Source organism: Streptomyces sp. NPDC030021 (assembly GCF_055574035.1).
Genome location: NZ_JBVIAH010000017.1, coordinates 19,055 through 35,599, shown reverse-complemented (window position 1 = coordinate 35,599; position 16,545 = coordinate 19,055). Strand labels below are relative to the sequence as shown.

General features: G+C 71.0%; 16 protein-coding genes. 8 read left to right on the top strand and 8 right to left on the bottom strand.

What is annotated here, in order from left to right; translation table 11 throughout:
* Nucleotides 1-151: 151 nt before the first annotated feature.
* From ACZ4YL_RS29120 to ACZ4YL_RS29095, 6 genes are all read left to right on the top strand, one after another.
* Complete coding sequence (locus tag ACZ4YL_RS29120) at nucleotides 152-337, top strand: DUF397 domain-containing protein (protein ID WP_468120654.1); 186 nt, start codon at nucleotides 152-154, stop codon at nucleotides 335-337.
* Between the two features lie 97 nt (nucleotides 338-434).
* Nucleotides 435-998, top strand: a complete 564-nt coding sequence (locus ACZ4YL_RS29115) for a hypothetical protein (protein WP_468120864.1) — start codon at nucleotides 435-437, stop codon at nucleotides 996-998.
* A gap of 14 nt (nucleotides 999-1,012) precedes the next feature.
* Nucleotides 1,013-1,180 carry a hypothetical protein gene (locus ACZ4YL_RS29110; RefSeq protein ID WP_327383959.1) on the top strand — a complete coding sequence of 56 codons (168 nt, stop codon included), beginning with the start codon at nucleotides 1,013-1,015 and terminating at the stop codon, nucleotides 1,178-1,180.
* A 101-nt stretch (nucleotides 1,181-1,281) separates the two neighbouring features.
* Nucleotides 1,282-1,734 carry a BlaI/MecI/CopY family transcriptional regulator gene (locus ACZ4YL_RS29105; RefSeq protein WP_382549027.1) on the top strand — a complete coding sequence of 151 codons (453 nt, stop codon included), beginning with the start codon at nucleotides 1,282-1,284 and terminating at the stop codon, nucleotides 1,732-1,734.
* Between the two features lie 11 nt (nucleotides 1,735-1,745).
* Nucleotides 1,746-2,276, top strand: coding sequence for an amino-acid N-acetyltransferase (locus ACZ4YL_RS29100; protein WP_468120652.1), 531 nt, complete (start codon nucleotides 1,746-1,748; stop codon nucleotides 2,274-2,276).
* Nucleotides 2,277-2,440: 164 nt separating this feature from the next.
* Nucleotides 2,441-2,776 (top strand): histone-like nucleoid-structuring protein Lsr2, encoded by a 336-nt coding sequence (locus ACZ4YL_RS29095; RefSeq protein WP_468120650.1) that lies wholly within the window; start codon nucleotides 2,441-2,443, stop codon nucleotides 2,774-2,776.
* A gap of 4 nt (nucleotides 2,777-2,780) precedes the next feature.
* Here the strand turns inward: ACZ4YL_RS29095 and ACZ4YL_RS29090 are convergent, their stop codons facing one another.
* On the bottom strand, nucleotides 2,781-3,413 hold the full coding sequence (locus tag ACZ4YL_RS29090; RefSeq protein WP_468120648.1) for an SCO3374 family protein: 633 nt from the start codon (nucleotides 3,411-3,413) through the stop codon (nucleotides 2,781-2,783).
* A 462-nt stretch (nucleotides 3,414-3,875) separates the two neighbouring features.
* Between ACZ4YL_RS29090 and ACZ4YL_RS29085 the strand changes: the two genes are divergently transcribed.
* Nucleotides 3,876-6,401, top strand: a complete 2,526-nt coding sequence (locus ACZ4YL_RS29085; protein WP_109778942.1) for an ATP-dependent Clp protease ATP-binding subunit — start codon at nucleotides 3,876-3,878, stop codon at nucleotides 6,399-6,401.
* 75 nt (nucleotides 6,402-6,476) lie between these two features.
* On the opposite strand, the gene ACZ4YL_RS29080 is transcribed toward ACZ4YL_RS29085, so the two are convergent.
* A complete protein-coding gene (locus ACZ4YL_RS29080) occupies nucleotides 6,477-9,503 on the bottom strand; it encodes an NACHT domain-containing protein (RefSeq protein WP_468120646.1) in 3,027 nt (1,008 codons plus the stop codon).
* Nucleotides 9,504-9,880: 377 nt separating this feature from the next.
* Here ACZ4YL_RS29080 and ACZ4YL_RS29075 point away from each other — a divergent pair, with 377 nt between their 5' ends.
* Nucleotides 9,881-10,474, top strand: coding sequence for a M23 family metallopeptidase (locus ACZ4YL_RS29075; protein WP_468120644.1), 594 nt, complete (start codon nucleotides 9,881-9,883; stop codon nucleotides 10,472-10,474).
* Nucleotides 10,475-10,580: 106 nt separating this feature from the next.
* Here the strand turns inward: ACZ4YL_RS29075 and ACZ4YL_RS29070 are convergent, their stop codons facing one another.
* The 6 genes from ACZ4YL_RS29070 to ACZ4YL_RS29045 form a co-directional block, all read right to left on the bottom strand.
* Nucleotides 10,581-11,756: a LamG-like jellyroll fold domain-containing protein gene (locus ACZ4YL_RS29070; protein WP_468120643.1), complete on the bottom strand. Its 1,176-nt coding sequence runs from the start codon at nucleotides 11,754-11,756 to the stop codon at nucleotides 10,581-10,583.
* A gap of 71 nt (nucleotides 11,757-11,827) precedes the next feature.
* The gene (gene cseC, locus ACZ4YL_RS29065) at nucleotides 11,828-13,147 is read right to left on the bottom strand and encodes a two-component system sensor histidine kinase CseC (RefSeq protein ID WP_468120641.1); all 1,320 of its coding nucleotides are present in this window, start codon (nucleotides 13,145-13,147) and stop codon (nucleotides 11,828-11,830) included.
* The gene (gene cseB / locus ACZ4YL_RS29060) at nucleotides 13,144-13,857 is read right to left on the bottom strand and encodes a two-component system response regulator CseB (RefSeq protein WP_382549640.1); all 714 of its coding nucleotides are present in this window, start codon (nucleotides 13,855-13,857) and stop codon (nucleotides 13,144-13,146) included. Before cseB ends, cseC begins: the two co-directional genes overlap by 4 nt.
* Before the next feature lie 29 nt (nucleotides 13,858-13,886).
* On the bottom strand, nucleotides 13,887-14,519 hold the full coding sequence (locus ACZ4YL_RS29055) for a hypothetical protein (RefSeq protein ID WP_468120639.1): 633 nt from the start codon (nucleotides 14,517-14,519) through the stop codon (nucleotides 13,887-13,889).
* A gap of 35 nt (nucleotides 14,520-14,554) precedes the next feature.
* Nucleotides 14,555-15,115: a SigE family RNA polymerase sigma factor gene (locus ACZ4YL_RS29050; RefSeq protein ID WP_161294905.1), complete on the bottom strand. Its 561-nt coding sequence runs from the start codon at nucleotides 15,113-15,115 to the stop codon at nucleotides 14,555-14,557.
* Nucleotides 15,116-15,299: 184 nt separating this feature from the next.
* The gene (locus tag ACZ4YL_RS29045) at nucleotides 15,300-16,241 is read right to left on the bottom strand and encodes an HhH-GPD family protein (RefSeq protein ID WP_468120636.1); all 942 of its coding nucleotides are present in this window, start codon (nucleotides 16,239-16,241) and stop codon (nucleotides 15,300-15,302) included.
* Nucleotides 16,242-16,545 lie beyond the last annotated feature (304 nt).

The window sequence follows — 16,545 nt, the reverse complement described above, 5'->3', positions numbered from 1 at the left end:
GGGGCGGGGAGAGGCCCAGCTCAGCGGTACCCGCACCGCCCTCGGAAGGCAAGGGCGAAACGCCGAATTCCCGAAAGCCGCCGGCGCAGCCCGGCCACGGCGTTACCGTCATTGACGGCAATTACCGGCCACCGCGCCCGGAGGAGACACCATGACCACTCAGCCCGCGTGGCGTAAGTCCTCGTTCTGCAGTGAGGGCGACGCCTGCGTCTACGTCGCCACCGCCCCCGGAGCCCTCGTCAAGGTCGCCGACCGCGCCGACCCCGCCCACCTCGTGCTCGCCACCACCCAGGCCGCCTGGGCCGCATTCCTGCGCGCGGTCAAAGAGACCGGCTGAGGGACCCGCCGAGCGCGCCGCACGCGCGATCAGGGGATTTTGTCCGATTAGCGCGTATCTTCGGCCCATGCCCACGCCCTACGGATCCCGCGGCGGCATGGCGTTCGGCGCCGCTGAGCTGCACCTGCTCAGGCGCCTCCTCGCCCACGCCCTTCAGTCCTCCTCGGCCCCCCTGACGGCCGAGGAGGTCCAGGACTGCCTGCGCCTCGCGCGGTCGGTGGACGAAGCGGTCCAGGAGGCGGGCCGGCTCAGAGCGTTCCTCCTCGCGGACCTCGCCCGCTACCGCGGCGCCCTGCCCGGCAGTCTCTCCGGCTACCTGGAGCTGCTGCAGGACGCCCTGGCCGCCGGGTACGAACCGGAGCCCGACGACCTCGCCGCCCTGCGCGCGCTCCGCGCCAATCCGGTCGCCGCCGCGCTGCTGGAACGGGTCCGGACGGTCGCGGAGCGCTCCGTACGGCGGCGGCTGTCGACCGCCCCCGCGCCCCGGACCCGGCTGCTGGCCCTGGCCGGCGGCAAGGAGAAGGACGAGCCGCCGGCCCGCCCGGCGCCGCACCCCAAGGAGCCGCCGCGCCCGGAGCGGCCCATTCCGACCCCTGGTGAGGTGTTCCCGCCGCGCCGCAAGCCCAGCCCGCCCCCGGCGGCCGGGCGGGCCGCCGGGTAGCTACGCTGGGGGGCATGGACTATGTCTCCGCGCTCGTGCCCCCCTTCGTGATGGCCGTGTTCTTCATCGCTCTCGTCATGACGATCGTGAAGAGCCAGGGCGGTTCCAACAAGGCCAAGGAGGACGCGGCGGTCGACGCCGTGCTCGCCCGGGCCGAGGCCGCCCAGCAGCAGCAGAAGTAACCCTCAGGGCGTGCGGCTCCACCGGCCGTGCGCCCGATTTTCTTGCGCGTTGCCGAGCGAATAGTCGGGCAATTCCGCACAAGCCGCACTATCGTGCTGCTGTGCCTCGCCCCTTGGGAGAACTCGAAGACGCCGTCATGACACGGGTGTGGCAGTGGAACCGCCCGGTCACCGTGCGAGAAGTACTGGAAGACCTCCAGCAGGAACGGTCCATCGCGTACACCACGGTCATGACCGTTATGGACAATCTTCATCAGAAGGGCTGGGTCCGCCGGGAAGCCGAAGGCCGCGCCTATCGATATACGGCGGTCTCCACCCGCGCCGCCTACTCGGCCGCACTGATGAACGAAGCGTGGTCGACGAGCGACAACCCCGCGGCCGCCCTGGTGGCCTTCTTCGGCATGATGTCCGCGGAACAGCGGGACGCCCTCCGCGACGCCGTGCGGGTCGTCCAGTACGACGACGAGTCGGGCGCCGACACCGCCCCAGAACCCCCCGCTCCGCCCGTGGCCGAGGGGGAGTCCGCCGAGCGCCCGCAGGAGCCGGGACGATAACGTCCGCAGCCATGGGAGAGTTTTCCACTGCACATGCAGAAACAGTGACGATCCGCCGTGCCCGGACGCGTGATGTTCCCGCGCTGCGCCGCCTCCTCGACCAGTACGTGCAGCAGCGGATCCTGCTCGACAAAGCTCCGGTCGTCCTTTACGAGGACATCCAGGAGTTCTGGGTCGCGGAACGCGAGTCCGACGGCGAGGTCGTCGGCTGCGGCGCACTCCACGTGATGTGGGAAGACCTCGCCGAAGTGCGCACTCTCGCCGTCGACCGGGGCTTGAAGGGTGCCGGAGTCGGGCATCAGGTGCTGGAGCAGTTGTTGCGTACCGCCCGTACCCTCGGGGTGAGCCGGGTTTTCTGCCTCACCTTCGAAGTCGAGTTCTTCGCGAAGCACGGCTTCGTCGAGATCGGCGAGACCCCGGTCAAGACCGATGTCTACATGGAGCTGCTGCGTTCCTATGACGAGGGTGTCGCCGAGTTCCTCGGTCTCGAACGAGTGAAGCCGAACACCTTGGGCAACAGTCGGATGCTTCTGCACCTCTGATCGATGGCCTCAGCTTTTCCGGCGCTCGCGTACCTGTGGCCTATGTCCGAATCGCGCACGTTTCCCGCCCTGTTGCGGTCTCGAACCTCTCCCCGGGGGTTTGTGTTTTCCAGGCAAAAGCGGTTTCCTTTCCGCGTACTGCTTTTCGATGAAAGGAAATCCCGGTGGCACAGAAGGTTCAGGTCCTTCTTGTCGACGACCTCGACGGTGGCGAGGCGGACGAGACGGTGACGTTCGCTCTGGATGGCAAGACCTACGAGATCGACCTCACCACCGCCAACGCTGAAAAGCTCCGCGGTCTGCTCGACCCGTACACCAAGGGCGGCCGCCGTACCGGTGGCCGCGCGTCCACCGGTCGCGCCAAGGGCCGTACGGCCGCGGCGTCCGGCAACCCGGACACCGCAGAGATCCGCGCCTGGGCGAAGTCCCAGGGCATGAGCGTCAACGACCGCGGTCGCGTTCCGCAGGAGATCCGCGACGCCTACGAAAACCGGGTCTGACCCGTCAGGGACTGACCCGGCCGGCCCGCGAGGGAGGCCCGGCCACGGCGCTCCGCAGGGGCGTACGGCGCCGGAGCCGCGCGCGGTGGCATTCCGTCGCCGCCGCGGAGACCAGGCGCACGAGATCGGGCCCGGCGCTCACCCGCCCGGGACCGGCGCCCTGTCCGGGACCGGACAGGGCAGGCAGAAGTGCCTCGCACCCCTGCTCGGGGGGCCGTAGCCACACGGCGGCCCCCCGGGGACTCCCGTCCCCTACGCAATGCCCCGGCGGCACCGGGGCGGTGATCCGGCCACCCGCACCCAGGGCGGCGAGATCGAGGGCGACCCCGCCCCACTCCAGCCAGTCGAGCAGCCCGTCGAGCTCCTCTGCGCTCCCCGCGGCCACCAGGAACCGCATCCGGCGCCCCATCAGGGCCACCGGGCCCGTGGCGACCGGCCTGCGCAGCAGTGCGGCCCCCGCGTCGGACGGCAGCTCCAGCACGTCGAACCGGATGCCGGTCGCGAGCTGGGCGGGCGGCCCGCCCACGACGGTCCAGCCGAGCACTCTCCCGTACCAGGAGGCGTACGCGTCCTCCTCGGGCGCCGGGCGGGGCGACGGCACGGTCGGCGGGGCGAGCGGCGGGAGGGTTACGGCCATGTCCGGAGCAACTTCCGAAACGCCCCGGGGTTACGCTCGATGTGACACACCGCACTCACGGCCATGCGGAACGTAAACATCCGTGGAGTCCGGAGTCCGCATTCGGGACGCAACTGTGTTCGCCCTTAGCTGAGGGAACCGGTGGCACCGGCATGGAGTGTCAGTCCTTACGGGTAAGACATTCCTAGTGGATCGGGGCGACACGCTGATTTGACGGGCTTCCGTTCGCCGTCGGCGTACACGCATGACGGGTATCTGCCTGGCCTGCGGGAACATCGTCTCGCACCATCGAGTTGGAGCAGTTGTCGGCTCTTCACGCCGGTTTTCCCGCTGATGCAGGGGTGAGCCGCGGACGGATGTCGGCAGTTGGAATGAGCTGTCCCGCCCCGCGGGACTAGCATGCGGAAGGACAGGGCGGGGACCGACCCCGAACTGCCCGACCGCTCTGAGGAGCGATAAACGATGTTCGAGAGGTTCACCGACCGCGCGCGGCGGGTTGTCGTCCTGGCTCAGGAAGAAGCCCGGATGCTCAACCACAACTACATCGGCACCGAGCACATCCTCCTGGGCTTGATCCACGAGGGTGAGGGTGTCGCCGCTAAGGCCCTGGAGAGCCTCGGGATTTCGCTCGAGGCTGTTCGCCAGCAGGTTGAGGAGATCATCGGTCAGGGGCAGCAGGCCCCGTCCGGCCACATCCCCTTCACCCCGCGGGCGAAGAAGGTCCTGGAGCTTTCGCTCCGAGAGGCCCTCCAGCTCGGCCACAACTACATCGGCACCGAGCACATCCTGCTCGGCCTGATCCGCGAGGGCGAGGGTGTCGCCGCCCAGGTCCTCGTGAAGCTGGGCGCCGATCTCAACCGAGTCCGGCAGCAGGTCATCCAGCTGCTCTCCGGCTACACCGGTGGAGGCAAGGAGTCGGCCACGGCCGGCGGCCCGGCCGAGGGCACGCCCTCGACCTCGCTCGTCCTGGACCAGTTCGGCCGCAACCTCACCCAGGCGGCCCGCGAATCCAAGCTCGACCCGGTCATCGGGCGCGAGAAGGAGATCGAGCGGGTCATGCAGGTGCTGTCCCGCCGTACGAAGAACAACCCGGTCCTCATCGGCGAGCCCGGCGTCGGCAAGACCGCCGTCGTCGAGGGCCTGGCCCAGGCGATCGTCAAGGGCGAGGTTCCCGAGACGCTGAAGGACAAGCACCTCTACACGCTTGACCTCGGCGCCCTGGTCGCGGGTTCCCGCTACCGCGGTGACTTCGAGGAGCGCCTGAAGAAGGTGCTCAAGGAGATCCGCACCCGCGGCGACATCATCCTGTTCATCGACGAGCTCCACACCCTCGTGGGTGCGGGCGCCGCCGAGGGCGCGATCGACGCCGCCAGCATCCTCAAGCCCATGCTGGCCCGTGGTGAGCTCCAGACCATCGGTGCCACGACGCTCGACGAGTACCGCAAGCACCTTGAGAAGGACGCGGCCCTTGAGCGCCGCTTCCAGCCGATCCAGGTGGCGGAGCCTTCCCTCCCCCACACGATCGAGATCCTCAAGGGCCTGCGCGACCGCTACGAGGCCCACCACCGCGTCTCCATCACGGACGAGGCCCTCGTCCAGGCGGCGACGCTGGCGGACCGGTACATCTCGGACCGCTTCCTCCCGGACAAGGCGATCGACCTGATCGACGAGGCCGGCTCCCGGATGCGCATCCGCCGGATGACCGCGCCGCCGGACCTCCGCGAGTTCGACGAGAAGATCGCGGGCGTGCGCCGCGACAAGGAGTCGGCCATCGACTCCCAGGACTTCGAGAAGGCGGCGTCTCTCCGTGACAAGGAGAAGCAGCTGCTGGCGGCGAAGACCAAGCGCGAGAAGGAATGGAAGGCCGGCGACATGGACGTCGTCGCCGAGGTCGACGGCGAGCTCATCGCCGAAGTCCTCGCGACCGCGACCGGCATTCCCGTCTTCAAGCTCACCGAGGAGGAGTCCTCGCGACTGCTCCGCATGGAGGACGAGCTCCACCGTCGGGTCATCGGCCAGAAGGACGCCATCAAGGCGCTCTCCCAGGCGATCCGCCGTACCCGTGCGGGTCTGAAGGACCCGAAGCGCCCGGGTGGCTCGTTCATCTTCGCCGGTCCGTCCGGTGTCGGTAAGACCGAGCTCTCCAAGACGCTCGCCGAATTCCTCTTCGGCGACGAGGACGCGCTGATCTCCCTCGACATGTCGGAGTTCAGCGAGAAGCACACGGTTTCCCGTCTCTTCGGTTCGCCCCCCGGCTACGTGGGCTACGAAGAGGGCGGCCAGCTCACCGAGAAGGTGCGCCGGAAGCCGTTCTCCGTCGTCCTCTTCGACGAGGTCGAGAAGGCCCACCCGGATATCTTCAATTCCCTTCTCCAGATCCTGGAGGACGGTCGCCTGACCGACTCCCAGGGCCGGGTCGTGGACTTCAAGAACACGGTCATCATCATGACGACCAACCTGGGTACCCGGGACATCTCGAAGGGCTTCAACCTGGGCTTCGCCGCCCAGGGCGACACCAAGACCGGATACGACCGGATGAAGGCGAAGGTCAACGAAGAGCTCAAGCAGCACTTCCGGCCCGAGTTCCTCAACCGTGTCGACGACACGGTCGTCTTCCACCAGCTCACCGAGGAAGACATCATCCAGATCGTCGACCTCATGATCGCCAAGGTCGACGAGCGCCTCAAGGACCGCGACATGGGCATCGAGCTGAGCGGTGACGCGAAGCTCCTGCTCGCCAAGCGCGGCTACGACCCGATCATGGGTGCCCGGCCGCTGCGCCGGACCATCCAGCGCGAGATCGAGGACCTGCTGTCGGAGAAGATCCTCTTCGGCGAGCTGCGTCCCGGTCAGATCGTGGTCGTCGGCAAGGAGGGTGAGGGCGAGGACGCCAAGTTCACCTTCCGCGGCGAGGAGAAGTCGGCTCTGCCCGACCTCCCCCCGATCGAGGCCACGGGCTCCGGCCCGGACCTGTCGAAGGGCGCGTAAGCGCGGATCAGTACCAAGGGGCGGCCCCGGGACCAAAAAGTCCCGGGGCCGCCCCTTTTTCCGGCTGGACGGCCCTTACGAACGGGTCACCTGGATGTGCGGGGGCAGCGCGCCGATGGCCGACTCGTCGAAATCCCCGGACACGGTTCTCAGGCCGGGGAAGACCGTGGGCAGCCGGCGGGTGATCTCCGGGCCCAGGCCCGTGCTCCGGGGCACGTGGAGCTGCTCCACCGAGGGCATGCGCAGGCCGTCCGGGAGGAGATCGAGGGACACGTCCGGTACGGCGAGCTCGGTCAGCTTCGTGAGCAGGGCGAGCTCCTGCCACTCGGCCGGGTGTCGCGGGGCCCAGCACCCCCCGAGCGAGACGGACCGGAGCCCGCGGTGGCGGGACAGACCGACGGGTCCGGCGGCGTCGGGCGTCACCGAGTAGATGTTCACGCTGTCCAGCTCGACGCGGGGGGCGAACCCGTCCAGCGACCAGTTGGCGTGGGTGCCGCGGAGCACGAGGCCGCGCAGGGAGGTCCACCCGGCGAGGACGGGGCCGATGGGGAGGCGGTCGCCGCGCAGGTCGAGCACGGCCGACCGGACCGGCAGCCCCATCAGCCCTTCCAGGTCCCGGATCCCGGAGCAGTGGGAGATCTCGATGGCGAGCAGGGCGTCCTGGCCCTCCAGGAAGCCGAGGTCCGTGAGCAGGCCGTTGCCGCGCACGGCGAGGTACTGGGCCCGGACCGCGCCCAGATAGCCGGCGAGGGCCTCGCCCGTCACCTCACCGACCACGTTCAGGTCCCGGCGGGGCGAGAACTCGGCCAGAGCGGCCAGCTCCGCGTCTGACACGACCGTCACGTTCTGGTCTGCAGGGAGCAGGGAGATGACCTCCGCAGCGTACCGGCGCGTTTCGAAGCGCGGCCAGAGCCTGGCCAGCTCCGCCCGGACTTCGTAGGAGGGGTGGCCGGTGTAGCCGACGAGGAAGGGGATCGCGAGCTCCGACAGCACCCCGCCCGCGGCCTGGACCGTGTGCAGGGCCGCCGGACCGGCGGGGGCCCGCTCCGGCGGCGGGAGCAGTTCCAGGACCAGCGGCCCGATCCGGCCCAGCTCGCGCGCCATGCCCACGCTGGTGGGCGGGATCAGCCGGCCCGCCTGCCGCTCGACCTCCGCGCGCAGTACGGGATCGAGTTCGGCCGCGTACCCCAGGCAGGCCAGGGCGAGCAGGACCGACCGCTGCGAGTCCCGGGCGAGCAGGCCCCTGATGATCTCGGTGCGCTCGCGGGGTCGGCCCTGGGCCACCGCCATGCGGATGACGTCCTCCCACTGGTCGTCGTCCGCGTGGCCGGTCAGCTCGCCGAGGCTGCCCTCGTCCAGGGCCGCCCGGGCCCCCAGGAAGTCCTGGAAGGTGCGGTGGACGAACTGGACCGTGTCCACCGTCGGCGCCCGCAGCAGGCCGGTGCGCTCCAGGAAGTGCGCGAACACGGCCCGTGCGTCGCCGAGGGCGCCGGCGGCCGGTACGGCGGGCAGCGCGTCCGCGATCAGCGCCTCGGCCCGGGAGCGGTCCAGCTCGGTGCGGCCGTTGCGGATCAGCCAGTACGCGAGCCGCTGGAGCAGCTGGAGCTGGGGCTCCTCGGCCAGGTACGGCAGGCGCACCCCCCGTTCGCGGTCGCGGCGGTCCAGCAGCATCGACAGCGCGGCGGCGTACAGCTCCTTGCGGCCCGAGGGGAGGAACCCCCGGCGCTCCCGGTGCAGCGCGCAGATCAGGCCGCACAGCAGCGGGTTGGTGGCGAGCCGGGCCAGGTCCGGCTTCTTGGCGACGGAGTCCAGCAGCTGCTCCTGGTACTCCGCCGGGGCATGGTCCGCGGCCGCGTGCCAGCGCTCGATGAAGGCCCGTACGTTCGCCTGGCTCATCGGCGCCAGCGTCACCTCGGAGAAGTCCACCTCGGCCAGCCAGTCCTGCCGGACCGCCGAGGGCCGTGAGGTGACCAGCCAGCGGTTGCCCGGGTAGGCGGTGATCAGGTCGGCCAGCCAGTCCCGGGCGCGGTCCCGCTCGGCCTCCGGGATCTCGTCGATGCCGTCGACCAGCAGCAGGGCGCGCCCGTCGCGCAGGACGCGGCCCTCCCAGCCCTCGGGGGCCTCCCCGGCCAGCGGGGTGCCGGAGAGGAAGTCGCGGGGCGCGGGGAGCCGCTCGCCGTGCCGGGTGAGGGTGCGCAGGGGCAGGACGTAGGGGACGAGCCCGTCGGCGTGGTCCCGGGCGGCGGAGACGGCCAGCCGCTGGATGAGGGTGGTCTTGCCGGATCCGGCCTCGCCGCGCAGCAGGACGCGGTGGTGCTCGTCGAGGAGCCGGTCGGCGGGCGGGGAGTAGGGGGCGGGGAGCTCGCCGGCCCTTGCCCCGGCCTCTGCACCGGCTCCGGGGGTGGTGGAGACCTCCAGGCTCACGTACGCCGCGTCCAGCGGCCAGCGGGAGGAGCCGGGGGCCAGGTCCAGGCCGAAGATGGTGAGGGTGCTGTGGCGCCGGGCCAGATAGTCCAGGTAGCGGGTCTCGAAGGCGGTGTCCCGGCCGTCCTGGCGGGGCAGGCGGGTCAGCAGCTCGTCCACCTTGGCGATGGTCTCGGCATGCAGTCGGCTCTGTTCGACCAGGGTCGCCGCCACGAAGGTGGAGCGCTGGGTGAAGAAGTTCAGGATGTGCAGACAGGCCAGGTCCACCAGGCGGGCGTGGAAGAGCTCGGCGTCCCGGGAGAGCCCGGGGTGCGGGCCGACGGCCCGGAGCTTCCGGGCGAAGGCCTGCGGGCCGAGGCGGACGGCATCCACGTCGGAGAGGGTGAGGTCGCCCAGCGCGTACAGGGTGGCGGCGAGCGCGGCGGACACGCCCGCCTCCTCGCCGGGGGGCAGGGGGCGTTCCCCGGGGGCCTCTAACGCCTCCTTCACCAGGTGGTCGGCGAGTTTGCGCAGGTCGGTGGCGTGGAGCTCGCGTTTCTCGCGCCACGCCACGTAGGAGGAGATGCGGTGCGGCCGGTCCACCAGCCCCGCGCCCGCCCCCTCCTGCCGGAAGAGCTTCCTGACGAGGGGTGCCACGACCCCCGAGGCCAGCCGGATCCCCACCACCGATGCGTCCACGGCATCGGAGCCTAGGGGTGTCTTGCCGACCACCGCTCCCTGATCCGCCCTGATCGACAGGACACCCCCTGTGACCTGGGCCTCAGACGGCGGCGGGGCCCGGTGACAAGCCGCACAAGACAAATCGGACGTACTAGGTCGTTTCGTAGATCCAAAAGGCTCTGCTGCGGGACCTTCGTCCCTGGAGGGAGGCCGTCAACGGGGCGCGTCACACGGGGGCCGCTACGAGTTCCGCTAGTAATCGGGACATTTGGGGAAGTCCCGGGGCGCGGGTTACCAAAGATGAGCCAACCCGGCACTCGCTCGATCGTGCCGGGTCACTTCATGCCTCTTACAGGTGTGAAACCCCCCTTGTCCCCGGCCCCGGAGGTCTGCACATGTTCGCGAAGCGCGTCTACACCCGTCGTACCCGTATCGCTGTCGGCACCACCGCTCTCGGTGCCGTGCTGGCCCTCGGGGCGGGCACGACCGCCGCGTTCGCAGACGCCCCGCAGACCGCCGTCACCGCGAAGGCGGCCGGCGCCGCCGGTGCCGCGGGCGCCTCGAAGGCCGGTCTCTGGGACAAGCCGCTGGAGAAGTACACGCTGTCCGCGACCTTCGGCAAGGGCGGCAACATGTGGTCCCACAAGCACTCCGGCCAGGACTTCGCCGTCCCGGTCGGCACCCCGGTCAAGGCCGCGGCCGCCGGCGTCGTCGTCAAGGCGGGCCCGAACGGCGGCGGCGACGGCCCCGCGTACGGCAATGCCATCGTGATCAAGCACGCCAACGCCACGTACTCGCAGTACGCGCACCTCTCGAAGATCCAGGTCAAGATCGGCCAGAAGGTCAACGCCTCGCAGCGGATCGCCCTGTCGGGCAACACCGGCAACTCCAGCGGCCCGCACCTGCACTTCGAGATCCGCACCACCCCGAACTACGGCTCGGCCGTCAACCCGGTCGCCTTCCTGCGCACCAACGGCGTCACCGTCTGACCCGTCCCGACCGCAGTACCCGCAGCACCCGCCGTACCCGCCGTACCCGCCGCATCCGCGGCGCCCGCGGCACCCGTCGTACCGGCCGACCCGCCCTGCTCACCGATCAGGTGAGCAGCCAGGCATGGGTCGGCTTCGGCGATGGTTCGAGCTTCCCCTCCTTGTACGCGGCGGCCTGCTCCGCCGTGAAGGCCATGTCGTAGGTCTTGATGTTGTGCAGGGCGCCCTGCCACGGACCGGTCCAGATGTTGTGGTGCTTGGACCGGCCGAGCTGGAGGGGACCGGGGGCCTGCCAGATCGGCGGCACCGGAGTCTCGCCGGCCTTCTTGCCGTCCACGTAGAGCGCGATGGCCTTCTTCTCGGCGTCGTAGGTGGCCATCAGCAGCGTGGGCGTCTTCAGCATCTCAAGCCCCTCGGCGGTGACCGTCCGCGTGGTGGCCGCGGCGCCCTTGTCGCCCGTCTGCACGCGGAAGATCCAGGCCTGCTTGCCGTTCACCTCGTTCACGCCCAGCTCGAAGGAGAACGACTCCCCGTCGCCCTGGCTCATGATGATCCGCGAGCCCTTGGCGGCGGAGTTGTAGGCGCGGGCCGTGACGGTGAAGCTCTTGGTCACGTCCACGACCGGCTCGGCGGACTGCCCCCACGAGTTCCCGGTGCCCTTGCCTACGACCTGGAAGCGCTTGCCCAGCGGGCCGACCTTGAGGTCCGGGCCGAGCCGGATCCCCATGCTGCCGTAGCTGTCGCGCAGCAGGGTGTCGTCACCCGCGACGGTCGCGGTGTAGGCGGCAGGCCCCTTCGCATCCTCCGGCTCGGGCGAGGCGGAGGCCGAGTTCGCGGGCTGCGCGTCCTGTCCGTCCTCGTTGCCGCCCAGCAGGAAGAACGTTCCGCCGCCGGCCAGCAGCGCCAGTACGGTCACCGCGCCGCCCAGCATCCACAGCCGCTTCTTGCGCCGCTCGGCCGCGGAGCGGTCGGCCATGGCCTCCCAGTCCGGCTGCTGCGAGGCGCCGGGGAGGTCCGGACCGGCCAGCCTCGTGAAGCCCGGCTGGGACGGCGGCCACTCGCCGCCGCCCGCGTCCTGCTGGGACGGCGGCCACTGGCCGCCCCCCGCGTCCTGCTGGTACGGGTTCGGCTGCTGTCCCGTCTGCGGATAGCCGTAGCCGCCGGACGTGGTCGGGTAGCCGTAGCCGTCCTGCGCGGGCGGTCCCGGCGGGAACCCGTATCCGCCGCTCCCGGGGGCGGATTCGGGCTGCGGGTGGCTCGGGGGATTCGTACCGTCGGTCATGTCACTGGATGCTAAGTCACGGACCCCGGGGCGGATACGGCCCGGTACCCGTCCGCCCCACCCGCCCCGGTTCAGCCCTGCGGCAGCTTGAGGATCGGGAAGCTGCCCGTCGCCGTCGGCGCGTGCTCCGGCAGCCACAGGACCGCCACCGCACCCGCCGCCGCGCCCGCACGCTCCGAGCCGCCCCGGGCGGCCACGTTACGGAAGGTCAGGCGGGCGCCCAGGACCCGCGCCTGGCCCTCCGCGATGGTCAGCCCCAGCCCGTGCCCCACGCCCGCGCGGTCCGTCGACCCGGTGCGGAAGCGGCTCGGCCCCTCGCGCAGCAGTGCCTCGGGGAAGCCCGGCCCGTGGTCCCGGACCCGTACGACCCGGCCCTCGACGTCGACCTGGACCGGCGGCTGCCCGTAACGCGCGGCGTTGGCCAGCAGGTTCCCCAGGATCCGCTCCAGGCGGCGCGGGTCGGTGCTGACGATCTCGTCCGCGACGACCCGTACGGTCGCCTCCGGCATCAGCGACGCCACCCGCCGGCTCACGAACTCGCCCAGCGCCACGTCCTGGAGCTCCGCCCGCTCCGACGCGCTGTCCAGCCGGGCCACCTCCAGCACGTCCTCGACCAGCGCGCGCAGGGCCTGGGCCCGGTCCCGCACCAGCTCCGTCGGCCGCCCCGGAGGCAGCAGTTCCGCCGCCGTGAGCAGGCCCGTCACCGGGGTCCGCAGCTCGTGCGCGATGTCCGCGGTCACCCGCCGCTCGGCCTCCAGCCGCTGCTGGAGGGCGTCCGCCATGGCGTCCACGGCCCGCGCCAGGTCGTCCGTCTCGTCCCGCACGACACCGCCGACCGCGTCCCGGACGCGTACGTCGGGATCGCCGTGCGCCACCCGCTGCGAAGCGGCCGCGGCCTTGCGCAGCCGGCGCGAGATCTGCCCGCCGATGAGCACGCCGAGCGCCGAGCCGCCGATCACGGCGGACAGCCCGCCGATGAGCAGGGCCCGGTCCAGGTCGGGGAGCAGATTGGTGCTCTCCCGGAACGGCGTGTGCAGCGACAGCACCATCCCGTTCCCGAGCGGTACGGCGGCCCACACCTCGGGCAGCCCCCCGCCCGGCCGCTCCTGGATGTAGGTCCCGCGCCGGCCCGACTGCGCCTTGTGCCGCAGTTCGGCGGGCAGTTCGGGATCGTTGAGCTTGGCCCCCATGGGCGGCTTGCGCCCGGCGTCGGCATTGCGGGAGATGAACTGCACGCGCTCCAGCTGCACCTCGCGGGCGCTCTCCAGCATCGACACGCGGGCAGCACTGTGCACCACCAGGCTCAGCGCGATCGTGACGAGGACGCCCACGGAGGCGATGGCGACGGTGATCTTCCAGCGGATCCCCGTGCGGAAGGTGAACCGTCTCATGCCTTGAGTTTGTATCCGAAGCCCCGGACCGTTTCGATGCGGTCCTGTCCGATTTTGGTGCGCAGCCGCTGGACGTGGACGTCCACGACACGGGTGTCGCCGCCCCAGTCGTAGTCCCAGACCCGCTCCAGCAGCCGGTCGCGCGACAGCACGGTGCCGGGTGCGGAGGAGAACTCCAGCAGCAGCCGCATCTCGGTCGGGGTCAGGGCCACGGCGGCGCCCGCCCGGCGGACCTCCATGCCCTCGGTGTCCACCTCCAGGTCGCCGAAGGAGAGGACCCCGCGCTCGGCGTCCGAGTCGTTGTCGGCCCCGTTGGCTCCGCCGTTCTGCGGGCCGCCGGAGTGGTCGAAGCGGCGCAGCACCGCGCGGATCCGGGCCACGAGCACGGACCCGTCGAAGGGCTTGGTGACGTAGTCGTCGGCGCCCGCCTCCAGGCCCAGCACCACGTCGATGGAGTCGGCGCGCGCGGAGAGCATGATCACCGGGACGGTGGACTCGTCGCGGATGCGACGGCACAGGCTCACGCCGTCCATGCCCGGGACCATCACGTCCAGCAGGGCGATGTCGGGCCGGTTCGCGCGGAAGGACTCCAGTCCGGACAGGCCGTCGGGCATGGCCGTGACCACGAACCCGTCGCGTTCCAGCGCCAGGGTCGTGGCCTCACGGATGACGTCGTCGTCCTCCACGAACAGGACATGGGTCTCGGCCATGCGGGAGCCTCGCCTCGGTTCTTCTGTGCTCAGTTCTTCTGACTCGTGACCGGGGCGGGCTGGACACCGCCGTCGACCACGTTGCTGTACTCCGAGTGAACTCGGTCCTGCTCGGTGAACTTCTCCCCGTTCCAGCGGTACGTGATCACGTCCTCGCCCGACGGATAGGCGAGCGCGTCGCTCTTTCCGTAGACCTGCTTCGTGACCACCAGGTCGCCCCGGTCGATCTCCGCGTAGACGGGTGGCTGTTCGTCCGAGAACACATTCTCGTACGTGTCTCCGTCCGCCCGGTACACGTACGTTCCGCGGCCCAGGGCGTCGGCGCAGGACAGGACGTTCACCACGATGTCCACGACGGGACTGCCGGTGATCTTCCCGTAGCTCACGTCCACCGGGTACTCCTTGCCCGAGCAGGGCTTGAGGTCCCGTTTGACCTCGGTGCTGACCTTGGGGTCCTTCATCAGCAGCCCGACGGGGTCGACCTTCTTCAGCGGCCGGCCGGACGAGGGCGGGACGGATTCGTCGGGGGTGGGCCCCGACGGCGTGGCCTTGGCCACGGCCTCGGTGCGGGCCGGGCCGCCGTCGCGCAGGCCGGTGCCGCCCGTGGCGCACCCGACCGCGAACACGGCTGTGCCGACGAGGACGACCGTCCCCGCCGACATCAGCACCAGAGAACCCCCGGACAAACCTTGGCCGTTCAGGCCGCGCACCGCTCACGCCCCTCGTACTGCATGGTGTGGTCACCGCGCTCCAGCGCACGCATGTCCAGATCCCGGCTCTCCAGCTCCTGCCGGAGGCGGGCCAGCGCGCGGTGCAGAGTGCTCTTCACGGTTCCCGCCGACATTCCGAGCGCCGCGGCCGTCTCCTCGGTGCTCATCTGCTCCCAGTGTCGCAGGACGACCACGCTGCGCTGCTTGGGCGCGAGAACCTTGAGGATGTCCATGAGGAGGGCGCGGTCGGCCCGCTGGTCGGAGCCGTCCTCGACGGAGGCGTCGGGGAGCTGCTCGGTGGGGACCTCTTCGAGCTTGCGGGCGCGCCACCACTCGGTGCGGGTGTTGATCATGACCCGGCGCAGATAGGCGTCGGCCAGGGACTTGTCGGCGATGCCGTCCCAGCGGCCGTAGGTGCGTACGAGCGCGGTCTGCAGGAGGTCCTGGGCATCGGTGGGGTCCGGGACCAGGCGCCGGGCACTGCGCAGCAGCGCGTCCTGCCGGGTGCGTACGTACTCCTCGAATCCGAGTACCTCACCGTGCGCCATCTGAGACCGCCTCCACCCGTCCAACCGCTCATCCCCGTGTCCTACGGATTCGAAGGTACGGAGGGGTTGTCACGGGCCTGTGCGAGCCAGCCTTCGGTGGGCGCACGGACACCCATAGGTTGTGTAACAACCCCCGTGAGCTGGAGTTTCCCGGCAGAAAGCGGAATCTCGGAGTCAGCTTCGGTCAGGCCTGCGGGACGGTCCGGGGGAGGGCCTGCGGCAGCCGGTAGAAGCCCCCGTCCAAGGGCTCCACCAGCCCGTCGGACACCAGCCCGTCCAGCGCCCGGGCGCGCTGCACCGGCTCGTCCCAGACCGTGTCGAGCACCGCCTGCGGAACCGCGCCCACCGCCTCCCGGAGCACGGCGAGGAGCTTGCCCCGCACCTGCCGGTCGGTACCGGCGTACGTCTGCCCGCGCCGCGGCGGACCCTCGTGCGCCGGCTTCCCGGCGAGCCGCCACGCGCACAGCCCGGCCACCGGACAGCGCGCGCAGTCGGGGCTCTTGGCGGTGCACACCAGCGCCCCGAGCTCCATCGAGGCGGCCGCCCAGCGGGCCGCGGTGGCATCATCCTCGGGCAGCAGGTCCCGGGCGAGGCGCCGTTCGGCGGCGGTCGTCGCGTTCGGCGGGTACTCGACCCCGGTCGCGGTCCGCGCGAAGACCCGGCGGACGTTGGTGTCGAGGACGGCGTGCCGCTGCCCGTACGCGAAGGAGGCCACGGCCGCCGCCGTGTACTCGCCGATCCCGGGCAGCGCCATCAGCTGCGCGTGCTCCCGCGGTACGTCGCCCCCGTGCCGGTCCGTTATCGCGACGGCCGCCCCGTGCAGCCGCAGCGCGCGGCGCGGGTAGCCGAGCCGCCCCCAGGCCCGTACGGCTTCGCCGGGGGCCTCGGTGGCCAGGTCCGCGGGGCGGGGCCACCGGGCGAGCCACTGCTCGTAGACCGGCAGGACCCGGCTGACGGGCGTCTGCTGGAGCATGAACTCGCTGACCATGACCCCCCAGGGGCCGGCTTCGGGGCGGCGCCAGGGCAGGTCGCGGGCGTGCTCGTCGAACCACGCGATGACGGGGGAGTGCAGCGCGTGGGAGGAGTCGGGGGATACGGCCGTGGAGGAATCGGGAGATGCAGTCATGGCAGACGGCATCCTGGCACGTTTCCCCTCCCCCGGCGCGCCGGAACGGGGCCGGTGAACCGGACGACGGCCGGTCCGCCACCCGCCCGCGCGGCGCCCCGGCCACGCGGGCGCCACCAGGCGGCCCTAAGGAGCACCCCGAAGGGGAGGAGCCCGCATGCCGTCCAGATCATGGAGGCCGATTGCGCCCATGAGGGTGTCCGGTGGGCGATATGGGTGAGGGCGGGACAGAGGCCGGAGCCGGCCCGTGATCACCGAACGCACTCACAGCGGATCGATCTCCGCATCGACCCCTTTGGCCGGA

Bases quoted from the DNA above. Each gene is read 5' to 3' on its own strand.
- ACZ4YL_RS29070 (WP_468120643.1), bottom strand. From the start codon at position 11,756: ATGACCGACGGTACGAATCCCCCGAGCCACCCGCAGCCCGAATCCGCC.
- cseC (WP_468120641.1), bottom strand. From the start codon at position 13,147: ATGAGACGGTTCACCTTCCGCACGGGGATCCGCTGGAAGATCACCGTC.
- ACZ4YL_RS29085 (WP_109778942.1), top strand. From the start codon at position 3,876: ATGTTCGAGAGGTTCACCGACCGCGCGCGGCGGGTTGTCGTCCTGGCT.
- ACZ4YL_RS29120 (WP_468120654.1), top strand. From the start codon at position 152: ATGACCACTCAGCCCGCGTGGCGTAAGTCCTCGTTCTGCAGTGAGGGC.
- ACZ4YL_RS29075 (WP_468120644.1), top strand. From the start codon at position 9,881: ATGTTCGCGAAGCGCGTCTACACCCGTCGTACCCGTATCGCTGTCGGC.
- ACZ4YL_RS29100 (WP_468120652.1), top strand. From the start codon at position 1,746: ATGGGAGAGTTTTCCACTGCACATGCAGAAACAGTGACGATCCGCCGT.
- ACZ4YL_RS29110 (WP_327383959.1), top strand. From the start codon at position 1,013: ATGGACTATGTCTCCGCGCTCGTGCCCCCCTTCGTGATGGCCGTGTTC.
- ACZ4YL_RS29050 (WP_161294905.1), bottom strand. From the start codon at position 15,115: ATGGCGCACGGTGAGGTACTCGGATTCGAGGAGTACGTACGCACCCGG.
- ACZ4YL_RS29045 (WP_468120636.1), bottom strand. From the start codon at position 16,241: ATGACTGCATCTCCCGATTCCTCCACGGCCGTATCCCCCGACTCCTCC.
- cseB (WP_382549640.1), bottom strand. From the start codon at position 13,857: ATGGCCGAGACCCATGTCCTGTTCGTGGAGGACGACGACGTCATCCGT.
- ACZ4YL_RS29055 (WP_468120639.1), bottom strand. From the start codon at position 14,519: ATGTCGGCGGGGACGGTCGTCCTCGTCGGCACAGCCGTGTTCGCGGTC.
- ACZ4YL_RS29090 (WP_468120648.1), bottom strand. From the start codon at position 3,413: ATGGCCGTAACCCTCCCGCCGCTCGCCCCGCCGACCGTGCCGTCGCCC.
- ACZ4YL_RS29115 (WP_468120864.1), top strand. From the start codon at position 435: ATGGCGTTCGGCGCCGCTGAGCTGCACCTGCTCAGGCGCCTCCTCGCC.